This is a genomic window from Roseinatronobacter sp. S2 (genome assembly GCF_029581395.1).
Lineage (GTDB): Bacteria > Pseudomonadota > Alphaproteobacteria > Rhodobacterales > Rhodobacteraceae > Roseinatronobacter.
In genome coordinates, this window is the sequence record NZ_CP121113.1 from 986603 (window position 1) to 1007218 (window position 20616).

General features: G+C 60.8%; 16 protein-coding genes. 5 read left to right on the forward strand and 11 right to left on the reverse strand.

What is annotated here, in order from left to right; translation table 11 throughout:
- Positions 1 to 159 precede the first annotated feature (159 nt).
- Entirely contained in the window at positions 160 to 2289 is a 2130-nt protein-coding gene (locus P8S53_RS04560) for a GAF domain-containing hybrid sensor histidine kinase/response regulator (protein ID WP_277805979.1), read from the forward strand.
- Positions 2290 to 2308: 19 nt separating this feature from the next.
- Here P8S53_RS04560 and P8S53_RS04565 read toward each other — a convergent pair whose 3' ends face one another.
- On the reverse strand, positions 2309 to 2956 hold the full coding sequence (locus P8S53_RS04565; RefSeq protein WP_277805980.1) for a ribonuclease T2: 648 nt from the start codon (positions 2954 to 2956) through the stop codon (positions 2309 to 2311).
- 145 nt (positions 2957 to 3101) lie between these two features.
- On the opposite strand from P8S53_RS04565, the gene P8S53_RS04570 reads away from it, so the two are divergent.
- Both P8S53_RS04570 and pheT read left to right on the forward strand, forming a co-directional pair.
- Positions 3102 to 3899 carry a DUF1013 domain-containing protein gene (locus tag P8S53_RS04570; protein ID WP_277805981.1) on the forward strand — a complete coding sequence of 266 codons (798 nt, stop codon included), beginning with the start codon at positions 3102 to 3104 and terminating at the stop codon, positions 3897 to 3899.
- A 51-nt stretch (positions 3900 to 3950) separates the two neighbouring features.
- The gene (pheT, locus tag P8S53_RS04575; RefSeq protein WP_277805982.1) at positions 3951 to 6377 is read left to right on the forward strand and encodes a phenylalanine--tRNA ligase subunit beta; all 2427 of its coding nucleotides are present in this window, start codon (positions 3951 to 3953) and stop codon (positions 6375 to 6377) included.
- A gap of 51 nt (positions 6378 to 6428) precedes the next feature.
- Here the strand turns inward: pheT and P8S53_RS04580 are convergent, their stop codons facing one another.
- Genes P8S53_RS04580 through P8S53_RS04605 form a run of 6 tightly spaced genes read right to left on the reverse strand, consistent with a single transcriptional unit; the run spans position 6429 to position 12456 of the window.
- Entirely contained in the window at positions 6429 to 8216 is a 1788-nt protein-coding gene (locus P8S53_RS04580; RefSeq protein WP_277805983.1) for an ABC transporter ATP-binding protein, read from the reverse strand.
- Positions 8217 to 8239: 23 nt separating this feature from the next.
- Entirely contained in the window at positions 8240 to 8611 is a 372-nt protein-coding gene (locus tag P8S53_RS04585; RefSeq protein ID WP_277805984.1) for a Rid family hydrolase, read from the reverse strand.
- An 8-nt stretch (positions 8612 to 8619) separates the two neighbouring features.
- Complete coding sequence (locus P8S53_RS04590; protein WP_277805985.1) at positions 8620 to 8985, reverse strand: RidA family protein; 366 nt, start codon at positions 8983 to 8985, stop codon at positions 8620 to 8622.
- A gap of 15 nt (positions 8986 to 9000) precedes the next feature.
- Positions 9001 to 9888 carry an ABC transporter permease gene (locus tag P8S53_RS04595; protein ID WP_277805986.1) on the reverse strand — a complete coding sequence of 296 codons (888 nt, stop codon included), beginning with the start codon at positions 9886 to 9888 and terminating at the stop codon, positions 9001 to 9003.
- A 1-nt stretch (position 9889) separates the two neighbouring features.
- A complete protein-coding gene (locus P8S53_RS04600; RefSeq protein WP_277805987.1) occupies positions 9890 to 10894 on the reverse strand; it encodes an ABC transporter permease in 1005 nt (334 codons plus the stop codon).
- 56 nt (positions 10895 to 10950) lie between these two features.
- Complete coding sequence (locus P8S53_RS04605) at positions 10951 to 12456, reverse strand: ABC transporter substrate-binding protein (protein ID WP_277805988.1); 1506 nt, start codon at positions 12454 to 12456, stop codon at positions 10951 to 10953.
- 217 nt (positions 12457 to 12673) lie between these two features.
- Between P8S53_RS04605 and P8S53_RS04610 the strand changes: the two genes are divergently transcribed.
- Entirely contained in the window at positions 12674 to 13321 is a 648-nt protein-coding gene (locus P8S53_RS04610) for a TetR/AcrR family transcriptional regulator (RefSeq protein ID WP_277805989.1), read from the forward strand.
- Positions 13318 to 14847 (forward strand): gamma-glutamyltransferase family protein, encoded by a 1530-nt coding sequence (locus tag P8S53_RS04615; RefSeq protein ID WP_277805990.1) that lies wholly within the window; start codon positions 13318 to 13320, stop codon positions 14845 to 14847. The genes P8S53_RS04610 and P8S53_RS04615 overlap by 4 nt, the downstream gene beginning before the upstream one ends.
- 30 nt (positions 14848 to 14877) lie before the next feature.
- Here P8S53_RS04615 and P8S53_RS04620 read toward each other — a convergent pair whose 3' ends face one another.
- The 4 genes from P8S53_RS04620 to P8S53_RS04635 are packed head-to-tail and all read right to left on the reverse strand — an operon-like array spanning position 14878 to position 20511.
- Entirely contained in the window at positions 14878 to 15945 is a 1068-nt protein-coding gene (locus P8S53_RS04620; RefSeq protein WP_277805991.1) for a glycosyltransferase family 4 protein, read from the reverse strand.
- On the reverse strand, positions 15942 to 17495 hold the full coding sequence (locus P8S53_RS04625; protein WP_277805992.1) for a glucan biosynthesis protein: 1554 nt from the start codon (positions 17493 to 17495) through the stop codon (positions 15942 to 15944). Before P8S53_RS04625 ends, P8S53_RS04620 begins: the two co-directional genes overlap by 4 nt.
- Positions 17492 to 19951, reverse strand: coding sequence for a glucans biosynthesis glucosyltransferase MdoH (gene mdoH, locus P8S53_RS04630; protein WP_277805993.1), 2460 nt, complete (start codon positions 19949 to 19951; stop codon positions 17492 to 17494). Before mdoH ends, P8S53_RS04625 begins: the two co-directional genes overlap by 4 nt.
- Positions 19948 to 20511 carry a cytochrome b gene (locus P8S53_RS04635; RefSeq protein WP_277805994.1) on the reverse strand — a complete coding sequence of 188 codons (564 nt, stop codon included), beginning with the start codon at positions 20509 to 20511 and terminating at the stop codon, positions 19948 to 19950. The genes mdoH and P8S53_RS04635 overlap by 4 nt, the downstream gene beginning before the upstream one ends.
- Between the last annotated feature and the right edge of the window lie 105 nt (positions 20512 to 20616).

Genomic DNA, 20616 nt, shown 5'->3' on the forward strand with positions numbered 1-20616 from the left:
TTGCACTGTTGGATTTAAATCAAAAAATCAGTGTGGTATGCAAAAGGCCAGATTATGTTTACGACGATTATACTTAATGCATTGTGTTGGTGCGTAGATGAAAGAATTTGTTAATGTAGAACAGGCAAAATGCCTGGGCACGGCGCGAAACAGGACGAAATGACCGGCGACAGAAACCCCAACAGCAATGAAGCGCGCCTGACCGACATTCAGGGTCTGGTGGTGGAATTGATAAACCGCCTGCTTAGCACCAACATCGACGAAATTGACCACGCGATTGATGATGCGCTGGCCAAGATTGGTGCCTTTACAGGCCGCGACCGTGCCTATGTGTTCGTACGCCATGAAGACACTGCCGACAATACACATGAATGGTGTGCCGCAGGGGTCGACCCCATGAAAGAAGCCCTGCAGGGCATCTCGATGGAGGAGTTCCACACTGTCCGGGAGTTGCTGGACAAGGGGGAGGCTGCGAATATTTCAGATGTGCGGGATTACCCCGAAACCTCTGATACGCGGCAGTTTCTGGATGCGCAGGGAATCCGTTCCATGCTGTTGGTGCCGATGGTGCCGGATGGTGAATTGTTCGGTGTGGTCGGATTTGACAGTGTGTCGGGCGTCGGGTTCTTTTCCCCAAGCGAGATTTACCTGCTGCGGTCATTTGCCGATGTGGTGACATCCGTTCTGTTGCGCCGCGATTCGGTTCTGGCCGTTCGCGCAGCCCAGGAAGAACTGGCCCGCGAACGTGCGTTCCTTCAGGGAATTGTCAGCACCAGCGCCACGGGGTTTGTGGTTCTGTCCAGTGAGGGGCGCATCATTTACGCCAATGACGCCGCAGAATCCGTTCTGGGTGTGTCCCGCGACTTCATGATGGGCGAGATGTATAACAGCTCGAAATGGGAAATGACCGATATTGATGGCAACCCCATCAAGGAAGAAGATGAACCCTTTGTAATTGTCCAGAAAACTGGGCGCATGGTTCAGAACCACCGTGTTGCGCTGCATTGCAATGACGGACTGCGGTATTCATCGTTCAACGCAGCACCCATTGCGGCCGCAGACGGGCAGGATGCGCGGGTCGTCTACGCCGTCACGGATGTGACAGCCCTTGTCACCGCAGAGCAGGCGCGCGCTGTGGCGCTGGATGACGCGCGGCGCGCAAATGTGGCGAAATCGAACTTTCTGGCCAAGATGAGTCATGAAATCCGGACCCCCCTGAACGGAATCTTGGGTATTTCCGATATTCTGGCAGAAACCATTGCGGACAAGACCAGCCTGCAAATGATCAATGTGCTGCGCAATTCCGGCACATTGCTTATGGGCATCATCAACGACCTTCTGGATATGAGCAAGATTGAAGCCGATGCACTGGAGCTGGAGGCCGTCCCCTTCCTGTTGTCGGATCTGGCGCGTCGCACCGAAGAAGTGCACACCCTGCGTGCTGCGGAGAAGGGATTTTCCTTCAGCGTTCGCATCGAAGACCCGATTGATGCGCCACGCCTTGGGGACCCGCAGCGCCTGACGCAGATTTTGCATAACCTGATCAGCAATGCGGTGAAGTTCACGCAGCAGGGCTATGTCAATGTATGGCTGTCGGCCCTTGATTGCGGGATGATACAGATCCGCGTTGAGGACAGCGGCATCGGTATGACGCCGGCACAGCTGCAACGCGTTTTCGCGCCGTTTTCGCAGGCCGACAGTTCTATCTCGCGGCGGTTCGGGGGCACAGGTCTGGGCATGTCCATCGTCAAGCGTCTGGTCGAGATGATGGATGGCACAATCGAGTTGGAGAGCACAGAAGGGCAGGGCACCACGATCACAATCAAGCTGCCGCTGCCGGTTTCCATGGAAAAAGATTCGGATGGTAAGCCCCAGCCCCCCAAAGACGGGGGAGAAACTGAAAAAATCACCTTGCCGCCGCTGTCAATTCTGGTTGCAGATGATAACCGGACAAACCAGATGATCCTTGGTATCATGCTGGGCCAAATCGGTGCGCAAGCCACAATGGCAGATGACGGTCTGTCGGCGCTGGAAATTTACAGGCAGGGAAAGTTTGATGTTCTGGTGCTTGATATTTCCATGCCGGGTATGGACGGTGTCACGTTGTTGAATGCCATCCGCACCGAAGAAAGTTTGCGGGGCCTGCCGCACACGCCTGCGCTGGCATTTACCGCGAACGCAATGTCCCATCAGGTGGCGGCGTACCGCGCCGCAGGTTTTGATGACTGCCTGACAAAACCGCTCAGACGCGAAGATCTGGTTTTGGCCCTGTCACGGCTTGTCAACTGACACCCTGTGGCGCGTAGCCCTAGCGAATGGCGGGCATGTTCAGTGGTCCCGCACGGCAAGCCCGTTGCAATGTGCGCGCGTCACAGCGGCTTGGCCCCAGATCGCGGGTCAGGCAGATACGCAACTCCTGCAAGTTGCCCGAATGGCAGGTCGCGAACATCATGTCATCTTGTAGGGATGGGTTGGCCTGTTGCAGCGTATCAATCAAGTCGCCAGATTGTATGCGCTGGTCTGCCTGTGCCGCCTGGCGGGGAAACTGAAACGTGTTGAATGCGCGCCGCGTGGTGTCAAAATACGCATCAGCATTCAGCCCGCTGCATGTGCCATGTTTGCGCCATTGGTGCCACGCAAGGCCGGATGACCCCATGATGTCGACCATGCCCGCTGTCTGCGCACGACTGGGGGCTGCGTGCGCGGTGTCGCAAAATTCGGGCCATGTGCCATCAGGGTTTTGTGGCCACAGACCATGAACAAGCCACCCCGCGCCTGATCCGCGCGCGCACCTGTCGTCATTGCGGCTGTCCCCTTCATGGGCGCACCAGCTTGGTGTCCAGCTGACTGACAAAATGAAATACCCGTCATCTTCGTTCACAGAAGGGCCGCGCGCAAACACCGCATAGAGTGCCAGCACCAGCCCCAGAATGACGACCCCGAACACAGCCCGCATTTTCACTTTCCCTTGCAGCCAAGTGTCGCTATAACCCAGCCATTCCCCGAAATCGAGGATAAGCAGGTTCGCCCTGCAGCCGATTCTCCGGCGGGAAGAATTTATGTGCGCATGACGGATGCGCCAAATGACAGGAGTGCATGTCATGTCGAAACCGCTGATGCCCAAGGCAACCGCCGTCTGGCTGGTGGACCATACGACCCTAAGCTTCAAACAGATCGCAGATTTCTGTGGTCTGCATGAACTTGAAGTGCAGGGCATTGCCGATGGTGATGTCGCAGGTGGCGTCAAGGGCTTTGACCCTGTTGCCAATAACCAGCTTGACCAGATTGAAATCGATCGTGGTGAAAACGACACCCGCTACAAACTGAAGCTGAAATACAACCCTGCTGCCGAAGGCGAAGAAAAACGCCGCGGGCCGCGTTATACGCCGCTGTCCAAACGGCAGGATCGTCCTGCATCTATCCTGTGGCTGGTCAAGTTTCACCCCGAATTGGCAGATGCCCAGATCCGGCGACTGGTGGGGACCACCAACAGCACGATTCAGGCCATTCGCGAACGCACACATTGGAACATAAGCAACCTGCAACCCATTGATCCGGTTGCACTGGGCCTGTGTCGTCAGTCCGAACTGGACAAGGAAGTTCAGAAATCTGCGGCCAAGCGCGCGGCCGAAGGTGGCATCATGTCTGATGATGAGCGCCGCAAACTGGTCTCGACCGAACAGTCGCTTGACATGGACCCTGAACCCAAAATGCCCGCAGGCATTGCCGGTCTGGAAAACTTCACCATGAGCGATCTGAAATCGGAAGAAGAAGAACAACCGTCGCGCCCCGCTGATTACAGCGATGCCGAAAGTTTCTTCAACCTGCCCGATGATGAAGATGACGCAGATGACGAAGATGATGCAAACGGTGACAGCACCGATCCGCGGGATCGCTGATAGCCTAAGGCATGAATCTGCCCTCGTGGGACGCAAAATTGGGAAACACTCATGAAATTCACGTTGTCATGGCTGGCGGACCATCTGGAAACTGATGCCACGCTGGATCAGATCACCGATGCGCTGACGGATCTGGGGCTGGAAGTCGAAGACGTATCCGACCCCGCCGCAACGCTTGGCGCATTTCGCATCGCGCGTGTGATCGAAGCGACGCAGCACCCCGATGCGGACAGGCTGAGTTTGTGCCGTGTGGAAACATGGCCGGACGGGCCGGATGGTCCATCGCAGGAAGTGCAGGTTGTGTGCGGCGCGCCCAATGCCCGCACCGGCATGCGCGGTGTGTTCGCGCCCGTTGGCACCCATGTTCCCGGCACAGGCGTTGATCTGAAGCCCGGTGTCATCCGGGGGCAGGCCAGCAACGGCATGCTGTGTTCCGAACGCGAACTGATGCTGTCTGACGAACATGACGGCATTATTGACCTGCCCGATGATGCGCCCCTTGGTCAGCGCTACATTGATTATGCGGGTCTGAATGATCCTGTGATCGACATTGCAATCACCCCCAACCGCCCCGATGCGCTGGGCGTGCGCGGGATTGCGCGTGATCTGGCGGCGCGTGGTCTGGGCACGCTGAAACCACTGGCCGTTGTGCCAGTAAAAGGGCAGTTTCCCAGCCCCGTCAGCGTGACCATCGCACCAGAGCTGAAGGAAAAAGGCTGCCCGCTGTTTGCCGGACGCGTCATCCGCGGGGTCCGCAATGGCCCGTCGCCCGCCTGGCTGCAAAAGCGGCTGCGCGCGATTGGCCTGCGCCCCATTTCCGCGCTGGTGGATATTACCAATTTCTTCACTTTCGACCTGAACCGCCCCTTGCATGTGTTCGACGCAGACAAGGTGCAAGGCGGTTTGCGCATTCATCCCGCCAACGGGGATGAGGAAATTCTGGCGCTGGATGAGAAGACCTACAAACTTGCGGCAGGCCAGATGCTGATATCGGATGATAACGGCGTTGAAAGCATTGCAGGCATCATGGGCGGCGCGCATTCCGGCTGCACCGAAGACACAGTGAATGTGTTTGTGGAATCGGCCTATTGGACGCCTATCACCATCGCCGCGACAGGCCGCGCGCTGAAAATCAATTCCGATGCGCGCTACCGGTTTGAGCGCGGGGTTGATCCTGCCTTCACGCTGGACGGGCTGGAACTGGCCACGAAAATGGTGCTGGACCTGTGCGGCGGCACCCCGTCCGAACTGGCGGTCGATGGCGACGTGCCCGACACCAACCGCGCCTACCGCTTTGATGCGGCGCGCGTGGGGTCACTGGTCGGCATGGACATCCCCGTGGATGTCCAGCGTGCAACACTGACCGCGCTGGGCTTCCGGCTGAAGGGGGATCAGGCGTTTGTTCCAAGCTGGCGCCCCGACATTCATGGCGAGGCCGATCTGGTCGAAGAAATCGCCCGCATCGCATCGCTGACCAAGCTGCAAGGCAAGCCCTTGCCGCGCATGCAGTCGGGCGTGCCGCGCCCCATTCTGACACCGTTGCAGACACGCGAACGCGCAGCGCGCCGCATGCTGGCGGGGTTGGGCTATAATGAATGCGTGACCTACAGCTTCATCGATGGTGCAGCCGCTGCCCTGTTCGGCGGCGGGGGCGATGATGTGCGCCTTGAAAACCCGATTTCATCAGAAATGACGCATATGCGCCCCGATCTGTTGCCCGGTCTGTTGCTGGCTGCCAGCCGCAATCAGGCGCGCGGCGCGCAGGATCTTGCCCTGTTTGAAGTGGGGCCTGCCTTTTCGGGGGGTGAACCGGGCGCGCAGCATATTCAGGCCGCAGGCATTCTGGTCGGTGCGACCGCGCCGCGTGATCCGTTCGGCACCCGCCGCGCGGTGGACCTGTATGACGCCAAGGCCGATGCCGAAGCGGTGCTGTCGGCGATTGGTGCGCCGTTGAAGTTCCAGATACACCGCAAGCTGCCAGACTGGTTCCACCCCGGTCGTGCGGGTGTCATCTCGCTTGGGCCGAAACTGCCGCTTGCGGTGTTTGGTGAATTGCACCCCCGCGTGATCAAGGCGTTTGACATCAAGGGGCCAGTCGTGGGGTTCACCGTTCTGGTCGAAAACCCGCCTTTGCCAAAGGCCAAAGCGCGCAAAACATCGCGTCAGGCGCTGAATATCAGCACGTTGCAGCCGGTTGACCGCGATTTTGCCTTTGTCGTGGCCGCAGATGTCGAGGCGCTGAATGTGGTCAATGCCGCACTTGGGGCGGACAAGGCGCTGATTGCGGGCGTGCAGGTGTTTGACGAATTCACCGGCCCAAAGGCCGACGCGCAACTGGGCGCGGGCCTGAAATCGCTGGCGATTACGGTTCGCATGCAGCCCAGCGACAAGACCCTGACCGAGGACGAGATTGAACAGGTCAGTCGCAAGATTGTCGAGAAGGTGCAAAAAGCCACAGGCGGCACATTGCGCGCATAAACTGCGGACTGGTCGCGCCTTGCGCGGCCAGCGTCCCGCCACCGTTGCGGATTATGACACCAGCCCTGCATCCAGCCGCATTTTGTGACCCGCGCCCAAATCCTGCCATTGCGCCAGCGGGCGCTCCATGCCCAGCGGGTAAACCGGCGCGGCAGTGACGGCTGCTGCGGCATTGCGTGTGAACCGCTGGCCCGGATGGGACACGGGCACAGCTTCCAGCAGGCGTTTGGTATAGGGGTGGGCAGGGTTTGACAGAACGCTGCGCGCGGGGCCTTGCTCGACCACGCTGCCGCGATACATCACCAGAATGCGGTCCGCGACCCGTTCGACCACCGCCATATCATGCGAGATGAACAAAAGCGCCATATCTTCGGAATGTTTCAACCCTTCCAGCAGGTCAAGGATCTGGCCCTGAATGGCCACATCCAGTGCGGACACAGGTTCATCCGCGATCAGCACTTTCGGGCTTAGCACCAGCGCGCGGGCAATACATATGCGCTGGCGTTGCCCGCCGGAAAACTGGTGCGGGTAGCGGTCAAGCGTGCCCTTGGGCAGACCAACCTTGGCGACCAGTTCCTGCAACGCCGTATCACTGCCCTGCGCGGTCCGGCCCAGCCCGCGAATGCGCAAGGGTTCGGTCAGGATCTGGCGCACCGACATGCGCGGGTCCAGCGCAGCATAGGGGTCTTGAAAGATCATCTGGATATTGCGCCGCGCATGGCGCAGTTCTTCGCCCGTCAGGGTGAACAGATCCTGCCCGTCCAGAAATGCGCGCCCTTCCTTGCTGGGCACCAGCCGCAGCAGAGATTTCGCAAGCGTGGATTTTCCGCACCCGCTTTCGCCGATGATGGCCACGGTTTCGCGCGGATGCAGATCGAAGGAAATATCTTCGACCGCGTGCAGGTTAGCGATATGCCTGCGCAAGAACGACGAATGCACGGGAAACTGTGTGCTTAGGTGACGCACCGACAGGATGGGCGCGGTTCCCTGCGCGTTCGGCACTGCTGCCTTGATCTGCGCCTGTTCCTGTCTGAACTTGGGCGCTGAATCCAGCAATTTTCGCGTATAATCATGCGCGGGCGCATCAAACACATCCAGCACGCGCCCTTGCTCTACAATGCGGCCGGTCAGCATAACCGCAACGCGGTCGGCAATTTCAGCGACCACGCCCATATCATGCGTGATGAACAGAACCGACATGCCGGTTTCTTGCTGCAAACTGCGGATCAGCCCCAGAATTTCGGCCTGAACCGTCACATCCAGCGCGGTGGTCGGTTCATCCGCAATCAGAATGCGCGGGCGGCAGACCAGTGCCATGGCGATCATGACACGCTGGCGCATGCCGCCCGACAATTCATGCGGATATTGCCGCATGCGCCCTGCGGGGTCGGTCAGGCGCACTTTTTCCAGCATTGCAACAGCCGTGGCGCGGGCCGTGTCGATGGTGTCCGGCTGGTGCTGGTGGATGGCTTCCAGCAGTTGCGCGCCGATGGTCATGACCGGGTTCAGCGACGTCATCGGGTCTTGAAAGATCATCGCAATGCGCGCCCCGCGCAAGGCACGCATGCGTGCCTGTGACAGTTGCGCCAGATCAAGCGGGGCCGCCCCGTTTTGCTGATGCAACAGGATACGGCCCGCGCTGATATGCCCGCCCTGATGGTCGATCAGCCGCGTGATGGATTTGACCGTCACCGACTTGCCCGAACCGGATTCGCCCACCAGTGCCAGAACCTCGCCCTCAAACAAGGTCAGCGAGACATCCTTGACGGCGGGTGTGGTTGCATTGCCGAAATGGACATTCAGGTTTTCAAGCGTCAGGAGCGGGGTTGCAGCGGGCATGACGGTTCCTTTCATCGGTGGTTTCAGGCCGGAACGGGCGTGCGCATGGCCCATGCGCGGATTTCCAGCAGGGAATCGCGGCGCGACGCATCCATACGGACAACCGACAGGCCGGGGGGGGCGTTTGGGTCAACCCATTCGTTCCAGACGGGCACGAATGCAGGCCAGTCGCCCATATCGGCCAGCCAGACCTGAACCTGCACAATCTGGTCGTGCCCGCTGCCCATCTGCGCCAGCAATTCGTCGATGACGCCCAGAATATCGCGGCTTTGCGCGGCGAAATCCGCAGCCTTGTCCGGCGCGGTCAGACAGACCGATGCAATATCACCCGCCGCAGACCCGAGAAAGATTTTAGGCCCCCAACTGTCGATGCGTCCTGTTTTCTGAATGCTCATGCTCATGCTCATACCTCGGGCCGGTAGGCGACGGCCACGATTTCCAGCAGCAGGTCGGGGCGATACAATTCGCCGGACACACAGGTGCGCGCGGGCGGGTTGGCGGCGTCCACCCACTGGTTCCAGACGGAATTCAGGCCGGAAAAGTAGCGCATGTCCTTCAGCCAGATGGTGACAGTGAACAGATCGGCCTGCGTCAGGCCCGCTTCGCGCAGCAATTCGTCCAGCTTGTCTATCGCATCTTGCGCCTGCGCCTTGATGTCACCATCAAGGTTGCGCGGCTGGATGCCTGTCATATGGACCCAGTTGCCGCTTTGGCACAAAAGCGCGCGATGTGCGCCGTCCATGGTTTCGGTGTGGCTGCGTGTGATCATGAATATGTCCTTTGGTTAGTGAGATTTCAGTTTAGGGTCGAACTGGTTGCGCAATGCGTCCCCCAGCAGGTTCAGCCCCAGCACAGTCAGGAAAATGGCCAGTCCCGGAAACAGCGCCATCCACCACGCACTGGAGATGTAGGAACGCGCATCTGACAACATGCCGCCCCATGTGGGAATACTTGGCGGGACCCCAAGGCCCAGAAAACTAAGCGATGATTCCGAGATGATGGCGTTTGCCATGGCAAAACTGGTCATGACAATGACCGACAGCATGACATTGGGCAGGATATGCTGGCGCAGAATGAACCAATGCCCGGCCCCAAGGGATTGCGCGGCCAGTATGAATTCACGTTCGCGCAGGGCCATGGTTTCCGCGCGGGTCACGCGGCAATAGGGAATCCAGCGCTGTGCGGTCAGCGCGACAATCACAATGGTCAGCCCCTGTCCGATAAACGCCACGATGGCAATCGCCAGCATCAGGGGCGGAAAGGACCAGAAGATTTCGGCAACTTTCTGGATTGCACTGTCAATCCGCCCGCGAAAATAGCCCGACACAATGCCCAGAAACACCCCAGCCACACTGGCAAACAACGCCACGGCGGTGGCAATGATCAGCGACACCCGCGCGCCGTGGATAATCCGGCTAAGGATGTCGCGTCCGACATGGTCAGTGCCCAGAACATGCGGGCCGCGCCAGTCAGGCGGCGTCAGCGCCAGCATCAGATCCTGCCGGTTTGGGGCGTGCGGGGCAATCAGTTCGGCGAACAGGCCAAACACCACCAGCAACACAATCGTCAGAACCCCGTAGATGCCCTTGAACCCTGTCAGGTGGCGATAATCCTCGCGCAGCTTTTGCCAGCGGTCGCGCAGGGACATCGTGGTTTGGGAAGCATTGTCCATATCAATTCATCCGTATGCGCGGGTCAATAAGGGTGTAGATCAGGTCAATCAGCAGGTTCATCACAATGAACATGCCGGTATAAACCAGCACCAGCCCGATAATCAGCGGGAAATCCCGCGACGAAATGCCGGTAATCAGCAAGCTGCCAATGCCCGGCCATGCAAAGACCGTCTCGACGATCATTGCGCCCGACAAAAGCATGCCGAATTCCAGCCCGATGATGGTGACAACGCCTACCATGGCGTTGCGAAATGCGTGGCGCCATAACACGCGGGCCTCGCTTACACCCTTGGAGCGTGCGGTCATCACAAAATCTTCGCGCAGCGCGTCCAGAACCTGTGCGCGGGTCATTTGCGTGATGATGCCCGTCATATTGGTGCCCAGCACGATTGCGGGCAATGCTAGGTATTTCAGGGCCGCGCCCAATGCATCCCAGCGCCCTGCCAGAATGGAATCGATGATCAGAAACCCTGTGACATGCTCAACCCCCAGCCCCCAAGGTTCGCGCCCGCCAGAGGGCAGGATGTTGAAATAGCCGGCGAACAGCAAGATCAGCAGGATGCCCAGCCAGAAATTCGGCATGGATATGCCCGCAAAACTGAAGGCAGATGCAATCGCATCCCATGCGGTTCCGGGGCGGGCGGCGGCCAGAACGCCCAATGGCACACCCACGCCCACCGCAATCAGCGTGGCGGCAACGGCCAGTTCTATGGTGGCGGGCAGGCGTTCCATGACAATCTCGATCACGGGCATCTTGTAGCGAAAGGACATGCCGAAATCGCCGGTCAGGGCATTTCCCAGAAAGTTCAGAAACTGGATGAATGGCGGGCGGTCCAGCCCCCATGCTTCGCGGATGCGCGCCTTGTCAGCCTCTGATGCCTCGTCCGAGATCAGCATTGTCACCGCATCCCCCGGTGCCAGCTGCATCAGGGCGAAGATGATACCGGACACGACAATCAGAACCGGCACCGCGCCTGCAAGGCGTTTGATGAAATACAGCAGCATACGCGCCTTCCTTTCGAAATCAGGCCCGAAACAGGTTCGGGCCTGTGATCCGTCGCTTAGTTAACGAAGATTTCCCAACCATCCGCACGGTCAGCCGGGCGCGGCTGGAAAGAGATGTCCTTGGACACGCCCCAGCCCATCTGGTGCTGCCACATGAACGCGGCAGGCGCCTGATCTACCAGCCGGCGGATCGCGGCCTGCATCTTCAGCGCGCGTTCCTCGCCATCGAATTCTGACCGTTCAGCCGCCAGCAATTCATCAAGCTCGGGGTCCGAAAAGCCGATGCGTGGTGATCCGCCAGTGGCAAAATACTGGTGCAGCGCGCGCGACGGGTCGATCATGGACCCGCGGCCCATGTAGTAGAAGGGCACATTGCCTTGCTGCACATTGGCCCACAGGGTCGCCCATTCAGGCGTGTCCAGCGTAACGGTGAAGCCCGCTTCTTCCAGCATGGGAACCATGGCTTCGGCAATCTGGCGGTCGGCGGTATAGCGCCCCACAGGTGTGGACAGGGTCACTTCAACACCTTCCAGATCCACCGACTGCAACAGCGCGCGTGCTTTCGCGGGGTCATAGTCCAAGGGCGTGGTGAAATCAGGGTCAAAGCCGATCTGCCCCTCGCTTACAGGGCCATGCAGAATGGTTGCCTGATCTTGCAAAATGGCGCGGGCAATCGCTTCGCGGTTGATGGCGTGAACCACGGCCTGCCGCGCTTCCAGCACATCCCATGGGTGGGTGTTGGGCGACATGGCCAGAAACATCATCTCGACCGAATTGGTCGTGGCAATATCGGCATTCGGCAGGTCGCGCACGCGCTGCATCAGTTGCGGGGGCACGCCCTGGGCAATCTGCACCTCGCCATTGGCAAGGGCCGTCACACGCTGTTCGGGTTCGGGCATCAGGCGATACATGATCTGCGCGGGGTTATTTGGCGTAGTCATCGGGTGGGTGTCATCGCGTTCGATGATCATGTGCTGGCCGATGCTGACCTCGACCATCTTGTAGGGACCAGCGCCGTAAGGTGCCTGACGGAACATATCATCGCCAAGTTCATCAAACAGCGCCTTGGATGTGACCTGCACACCGGCCAGATTGTCGGGCACGGTGGCGTCAGGGGTATGCGTGGTGATGTGAACTGTCAGATCGTCAATCGCCTCGACACTGGCCCAGTCACTGACAAGGAAGGACTTTCCAGATCCGGGGTTGTTGCCCATATAGTCGATGGAATGCACGATGTCGGCTGCCAGCACCGGTTCGCCGTTATGGCGTGTCAGTCCTTCGGGCAGGGTTATTTCCCATGTCAGCTCGTCAATCGCCTCGACCGACTCGGCCAGATAGGGGACGAATTCCCCTGCATCAAAATCATAGCGCGTGACACAGCCATAGACCTGGCACCAGACGCTGCCCATCAATACGACGGGGTCGGCATAGGGGTTGTAGCCCGAAATGGTTTCGGTTGTGGCGACTGCGACGCGCGCATCTGTATAGTCCTGCGCAGCCAGAGGTATGGCCGTCGCGGCAAGGGCAGCCACGCTCAAGCTGGATAAAGTTGCTTTTCTCATCTTGGTCATCCCGTTTGGGGCCAGTCGTTCAGACAAGGCGTTTGCTTATTCAGTGACCGTTCGCTACTTTTAGCGGGGTCAATCAATAAGTGAACGTTTACTTACCTAATGGGAAGCGATTAAACTGGTTTCATCTTGAAGACGGGTGTGGTCACGGCACGGGTGATCATGATTTAGACAAAGCGCCTTACTTCTGCGCAAAACTGGGACAGGAATTGTGGAAAGCACGACAATAGACAGGGAAATCGATTCGGCCCTTGGCGTTCAGGAACGGCTGCTGGTCGCGGGCACTGCGGAATTTGTCCGCCACGGGTTTCAGGGGGCAAGTATTTCAACAATCGTAAGTGCTGCGCGGTGTAATGTGCGCATGGTGTATCATTATTTCGGCAATAAACTGGGTTTGTATCGCGCCTGTATTGCGCGTGTGTATCAGCATTTGCGCGACGCCGAGGCACAGGCGGAATTCTGGAATGCCCCCCCGCGCGACGCGATTGCCGAACTGGTGCGCTTTACTTTCGACTATATGCTGGAGCATCCTGAATTTCAGGGCATGATGCGTGTGGAGAACATGGCCGATGGCCAGCATGTGCGCGAAGTATCCGACGTGAATGACCGCGCATCCAGCTTGTTCGGGCGTATGAATACGGTGCTGGATCAGGGGGTGCGTACTGGCGATTTCAACCGGCGGCCGGATGCGGGCGCGCTGTATCTGTCCATTCTGGGGCTATGCACGATTCATATTGCCAACCGACACACAATGCAGGTTGTTATGGGCCGTGATCTGGCCAGTCCTGAATTCCTGACTGCGCGCCGCGAAGAAATTGTGGGCATTATTCTGGCATCCTTGCAGCAGGACCCCGCATGACAGCCGCCCTGACCACGCCGCACCCGCTGGCGACAGCGGCGGGCATGAACGTATTGCGCGCAGGCGGCACAGCGCCAGAGGCATTGATCGCCGCAGGGGCGGTGCTGGCGGTGGTCATGCCGCATTTTTGCGGCTTGGGGGGCGATGCGGTCTGGCTGGTGACAACGCCCAAAGGTGGCCCGCGCAGCTTCATGGCAATCGGGCAGGGGCTGGACCGCCCCTTTCCCACCGGTCCTATACCCTTGCGCGGGGCGGGGTCCATTATGACCAGCGCGGCCGTGGTCGCGGGCTGGGCGCATGCGCTGGATTTTGCGCGCGCTGAACTGGATGGCCGGTCCAGATGGGGTGATCTGCTTGCACCCGCGATACGCCACGCGGAAGCGGGCTTTCCCGTCACCGCGTCACAGGAATTCTGGACGCGCTTTCGGGCGGCTGACCTGCCAGCATGGCCCGGTTTTGCGCCGGTTTTTCTGCAAGACGGCCAACCCCCAAAGGCAGGCCATATCCTGCACCAGCGCGAACTGGCGCATTCGTTGCGCAGCATCGCACAAGATGGCGCGCAGGCGTTCTATCGCGGTGCGCTGTCGCACAAGATTGTTGACGGGTTGCGCGCCGCAGGGGTTCACATCTCGCACGCGGATCTGGCCCGCACCACCTGCCGGGAGGGGCAGCCCCTGTCCCTGCCTTATCGGGGCCTGACCCTTCTGGCCCCGCCACCGCCCACCCAGGGGCTGACAACCTTGCAAATCATGGGCCAGCTGGCGGCGCTGGATTTCAGCAATGTGCAGGCAGGCAGCGCCGATCATATCCATCTATGTGTCGAGGCGGTGAAACGCGCCTTCTTGCAGCGCGGCCAGATCGCCGACCCTGCATTTCACCCCATGGACATGCAACACCAGCTTGATCAATCGCGGCTGGACGGGTGGGCGCAGGACATCTCCATGTCCACGGCCCTGCCATGGCCGCATGTTTGGGCGCATGGTGACACTGTGTTTCTGGGCGCGATTGATGAGATGGGCAATGCGGCAAGCGTCTTGCAAAGCACATATTTCGACTGGGGCAGCGGCGTTGTCGCGGGTGATACGGGGATTATCTGGCAAAACCGCGGGGCGGCGTTCAGCGCGGACCCTGCCCATGTCAACGCGTTCGCACCGGGCAAGCTGCCGTTCTACACCCTTAATCCCGGCATCGCGCTTCAGGGGGGCAAGCCCAAATTCGTCTATGGCACGCAAGGTGCCGACGGGCAGCCGCAAACGCTGGCCATGGTCCTGACGCGGATGATTGATTTCGGCCAATCCCCGCCCGATGCACTGGCCGGTCCGCGCTTCCTGCTGGGGCGCACGTTTTCAGACAGCCGCGACAGCCTGAAGCTGGAAGCCGATGTCGATGCGCCGACCCGTGCAGCGCTTGCCGCGCGCGGGCATGAAATCAGCATGATCGCGGCGCAAAGCCCGATGGCGGGGCTGGCGGGTGTTGTGCAATGCCGCGACGGGCGCAGGCAGGCATGGCATGACCCGCGCCTGTAGCGGCTGCGGGTTCGGGACCATATAGCCTGATCAGTGTGTCAGGCATCTGGCGATGACCTGCCGGAGTATGTGTGCCGTGTCCTGCCAGCCTGGCAAAGATGCCCCCGCCATTTGGCTTGTGCGCGTCAGCGCGTCATAAAGCGCGCTGTCTGACAACAGTTTGCGCAACGCCTGCGCAAAATCATCAGGGCTGTCGGGCGCGACCAGCAGGCCCGCGCCGCGCATCGTTTCTGTAACGGCCCCTGTCGCGCAGCTTACGCTCGGCAGGCCATGAAGCTGGGCTTCACCCAGCACCATGCCATAGCCTTCATACCGTGTGGCCAGTGCAAAGATATGGGCAGACCGATAGTATTGTGACAGCGCCGCTGAAGACAACTTTCCCGCCAGCAAGACGCGGTCTTGCAGTTTCAGATCGCGGCGCACCGCTTCAAGCTGATGCAGATACGTAGGGTCCTGCACCATGCCCACGATGACAGATTGCCAGTCCATATCCGTGATCTGGCCAAGTGCGCGCAGCAGCACATCATGCCCTTTGCGCGGGCATATCAGACCGACACTCAGGATAAGTGGCGGGTCCATGCGGGGCAGGGGCGCGGCCTGTTCGGCGCGGTCGAAACCGGGGGGCGCGACAGTGATGCGCGTGCGTGATACCCCGAACCGGTCTTGCAACAGCGTGGCTACATGCGCCGATGGCACAATGATATGACAGGCGTGGCGCAGGTTCGCGGCTTCGCGCGTGATCAATTCTGCGGCGCGATCTGCGGCCAGTCCGGTTTCCAGCCCAAGCGGGTGATGCAACATCACAATCACGGGCCGGTTCAGGCGGGCCACGTCGCGGGTGGCCATTGCGCCAAATGTCAGCCCGTCAATGATTACGGGCATCATGTCTGGCAGGTCATGCAGCTGTGCAAGTGTCGCGCCTGTGCAGGCGGCGTCTGGCGTGGGCCAACCGGCAGGCAGGGCCACATGACGCACCGGATGGCCAAGTGCGCGCAAGGTTTCGATCACGCGGCGGTCGTAATATGTGCCACCACTTCGCATCATGATGTCGCCGGGCACCGCAAAGGCGATTTCAGGATATAGGCGCGCGCCGGTCATACGCCCCCCTCGCGGCTGCGGGTCCAGCGGTATAGCCAGACAGGGGCCAGCAGCGCGCCGGATGGCAGGCGCAGGCGCAAGCGCAATTCGGCCACGTCCAGATCGGGCGGGGGCGTAAAGACAAAACTTGCCCGCCACGCGCCCGCCTCATCGCGCAAGCGGTAGAATGCAGCCCCTGTCACATGGTTTGCTACATCATCTGCCCCGAAATCAAGCTGGACCTGCGCGGCGTCCATCGGCTGTGCCCCGTCGCGGGCAGGTGTGAAATCAATCACGAACAGCCGCCCCTTGGCCAGATTGGGTTCAATCCCCGATGCATTGCGCAAGGGCAAAAGCGGATACTCCCGCGCGGGCAGGGATGCGGGGCCGGGGGCACCCCAGTCCAGCCTGTAGGAAAAGCGATGCGCGCCTGCACCCAGCGCCGCAGCAGGGCGCCAGAACGCAACGATATTGTCGGCAAATTCGTTCGGGGTGGGGATTTCCAGCAGCATGACGGCCCCCGCGCCCCAATCGCCCTGCGGTGTCACCCATGCTGACGGGCGGCGGTGATACGCCCCTTCGTGATCACGGAAATCGTTGAACGCTGTTGGCATTTGCACCAATCCGAACCCGCGCGGCGATTGATCTGCAAAAGCCGATACCTGCACCTGTGCGGGGTTCGCCAATGGCCGCCACAGCCGTTCGCCCGCGCCATTGTCAATCACCAGCACGTCGCTGTCATGCACAGCGGGGCGAAAATCATCAATCGCTGCGGGGCCAAGATCGTTGTGCTGGAACATTGATGTCAGCGGGGCGATGCCCGCATCCTCGATCGGGGTGCGGGCAAACAGATGCAATGTGCAGTCCATCGTCGTGGTCTCGCCCGGGTCCAGCGTGGCGATCAGCGCGCCCGCACAGCGCGGGCTGTCAATAAGGCAGCCGAAATGCAGGCGCGCGTCACTGTGAAACACCGTGATATGGCGCGTGACGGGAAATTCCTCTGGTGTGGGTCCACCGGTGCCAAGGGACAAGGCGCGCGCTGACAGGCCGTAAACCGTGCCCTTGGCCAATGCGCGGAAATAGCTGGCCCCTTGCAAGACGATGACTTCATCCCAACTGCCCTTGCGGTTCAACTGATGGCGCAGGCGCAGGCCGGAAAACCCCATATCCGGCAATGTTCCTGCCGTAGGGTGCGGGGTGAAATAGCGCGGATCATAGTCGAAAAGCTGCGCCGAAAATTCGGTGTCATGCGCTGGCAGGGTAATGCTGACGGGATCGGGGAACAGCCAGCCCGGCGGCAGCAGGTCTGCCACGAAATGCGGCCCAAGCCCCAGATCTGCCGTGTCGCCTGTGCGGGGGCGAATTCCGCGATAGCTGTCATAACTCAGCCCGTCAAACGGTGCGTTCAGCACTTGCGGGTGCGGGGCATAGGGCTGCGCGGCAAGGTGGCGGGCGGCACCAATCATGGCCTGCGGGCTGCGCAGGGCGGTGTCTGCCTGCGCGCGGCGGGGCCGCCACATTGGCGCCAGTGCCGCCGCGCAAGCCCCGTTCAGAAAGTGGCGTCTGTTCATGCGGCCACCTGTCGCCGCGTCTGGCGGTCCGGTCCGGTTTGTGCAGGATCAGGGGCGCGCAAGACGACCATGCTGTAGCTCATGATGCCCGCGCGGTAGGCCTGGGTCAGCGCATTGCCGCCCACCATATTGGCAAAAACCGCAAAGCGTGTCAGGCCCAGCCAGTCCGCAACCGGCCCCGCCAGCCGCAGCGCATGGTCGCGCTTGCGGTCCAGCCGCAACATTGGGTTCAGGTCATGTTCGGCAAGCGCATCATACCCCAGCGCCTGCGCGCGCGTAACAAATGTGCGGCGGGGCGTCACATGGCCCAAACGCCAGCCCCGCGCGAAGGTGCGCACCAAGGCGCGTTCGCGCGGCGACAGGTGATCATCGGTGCGCGCCAGCATGTCATCAACCACCACCAGAATACCGCCGGGGGCCAGATGCGCGCGCGCCGCTTCCAGAAACCGGCTGGCACTGTCCGTGTGGACATGGCTTTCAATCGCCAGCACCAGATCGGCGCGCGGCAGGGTTGTGGGCAGCGTGAAATCGGATTGCACAAAGGTGCATTGCCGCGACAGCCCGCGCGTGCGCGCATGCATGCGCGCCAGTTGCACCTGTGTGGCGCTTAGGGTGATGCCGGCCATCTGGGCGTTCGGCCAAAGCCCCGCCAGATGAAACAGGCTGCCGCCCACCCCGCAGCCCAGATCGCAGACGCGGTCGGGCGCGCGCCCCAGCGCGGACAGGGCGGCGTTGGCAATCAGGTCATTGGCATGTGCGGCGGCGGCTTCGGTGCTTGTAATTCCGTCTGCCCATAGCGGGCGGTGAATGGCCAGTGCCGCGCCACTGCCGCCCACGGCCAGAAAGCGCGTTGTGCTGGCATCGTAGTAGCGCGCGACGGGGTCGTGGGTCGTGCTGGCATCAAGCCAGCGTATCAGCCAATGTGCCGCCAGCAGCGGGGCCACGACCGGCATGACCATGGCCGCAGACAGCAGCGCCGTTGCGCTGGTACCGATCAACATTTGCGGCGTGATCACGGCTATCAGGATGCCAACCGCCGAAATCTGTTCCCCGCGTCCGGTGAAACCTGCGCGCCGGACCACCTGCCCTGAAGGGTTCCAGCCTGCATCCTTGCCTGCCAGCACGGACAGCACGAAACCGCTGCGCCGTATCATCCCGATGGGCGCAAACAGCGTTGTCAACCACAGTTCGACCGCAAGCGCACGCCATAAAATCCTGCGGCTGGCGGCGTGGCGCATGGTTCTGCGATGTGCGGCCACCCCCGCGAATTTGGGCACCACCAACAGCACCAATGCGCCCAGCAGCGACCATATGGCCTGCGCGCTGGCATGCACGGCCCCTGACCCCATCAGCAAAACCAGCGCCAGCCAGATTGGCGCGGACAGGTAGGAATGAATACCCGCCAGCAAATGCAGGCGGCTGGCAGGGTGCAGGCCCCGCCTGCCAATCAGGCGCAGGTGTTGCAAATTGCCCTGTGCCCAACGCCGGTCGCGGCGCAGATGGCCGGACACCGTTTCGGGCGCATCCTCGAACGAGCCGCGCGCATCGGGCGCAATCTGCACGCGCCATCCGGCGGCACGCATAAATGCGGCCTCGATGAAATCATGGCTTAGGACGGGGCCACCAAAGGGCGCAGGGCCGCTAAGGGGTGCCAGTTGTGACACCTGCGCGAAGGCCGCAACACGCAACAGCGCGTTATGGCCCCAGTAATTGCCCGCGTCGCCACTTAGCCGGGCGAGAGCATGCACAAAAACCGGCCCGCACAGGCGCGCGGACAGCCGCTGCATGGCGGCAATCCGGCTGTTGCCCGGTCGCAGCCGGATTGCCGCCTGCACAAGCCCCAACTGCGCATCGTGCGCCATCATGGACCGCATGTCTGCCAGTCGCGCGGCGTCAAAACTGCTGTCTGCATCCAGAACCAGCATCGTGTCGAACGCATCGCCATGATCTATCAGCCAGTCATGCAGATTGCCGGGTTTGCGGCCTTCGGGGGCGGTGCGGTTGCGCCATATGATCCGGTTTTTCAGCGGGGCGAGTGCGGCGGCTTCGCGCGCCAGCGCTTGCGCGCCCTGGGTGTCTGACAGCACAAAAACCGTGCAGGACTGTGATTGCCCGCTGCGGTCCAACCCGTCCAGCAGGGCCTTGATCCGCTGGGCCATGGGTTCGGGCGGCTCGCCACAGACCAGCCACAAGATCGCGCAGCGTTGCGCGGGGGCGGGCGACCGGGGCAATGCGCGGCGCGCAGGCGCGCCCTGCGTGGTCCACAGACCGATGAGGGCCGCAACAGCGGCGGCCGACAGCCAAAGGGCATTGGCCGCAAACAGCACAAGAACCACCGCCGCCAGTGCGGGGTGTGTCGCGGCCATGTCCAGCCCGTGCCATAACAATGCGACAAGCGCACCCGCAAGGCCAAGGCTGGCCAGCACATGCAATCGCCGCGCAGGTGTCAGCATCATTGCGGCCCTTGGCCCAGTGGCGGCCAGATGCGTTTGAACACCCCGTCACGGCGTATCAGATGAACCAGCCCCGCGCCCGCATGCCCCACGATCAGCAACGCCAGCGCAAAACGGGCATTGCCATGCACAAACTGCGCATATTCCGCCAGACTGTCTGATCGGGGCACAAAGCTTGGCACACCCAGTGCATCCAGCATCTCGATGGGAAAGCCGCCTGCACGCACGCGGACATAGCCGCTGACGGTCATGACCAGCAGCAACGCATAAAGCGCCCAATGCGCGGCGCGCGCCAGTCGGGCTTGCAGCGCAGGCACACGCGCAGGCATCGGCGGTGCGGCAACGCGCAAGCGCCAGACCAGCCGCAGGACAACCAGCAGCAGGATAATCACGCCACCATTCTTGTGCAGTATAAACAGCAAATCCTGTGTCGGGCGGGCAAGCCCGTCTTGCAGCATGACCACGCCTATGGGGAACGTCGCAATCACCATCAGCGCGACGACCCAATGCAAAAAGCGTGTCATTGGCGCATAACGGGGCAGATGTTTCTGGCTGGCAATCATCACTAGACTTTCGAATGCGCGGAGTGTGTTAGATTGTAGCTTAGTGCGATCCAGAAAAAGGCAAGTATCGGATCGTCAGGCAATATGCTGTTCTTCAGAAATGAT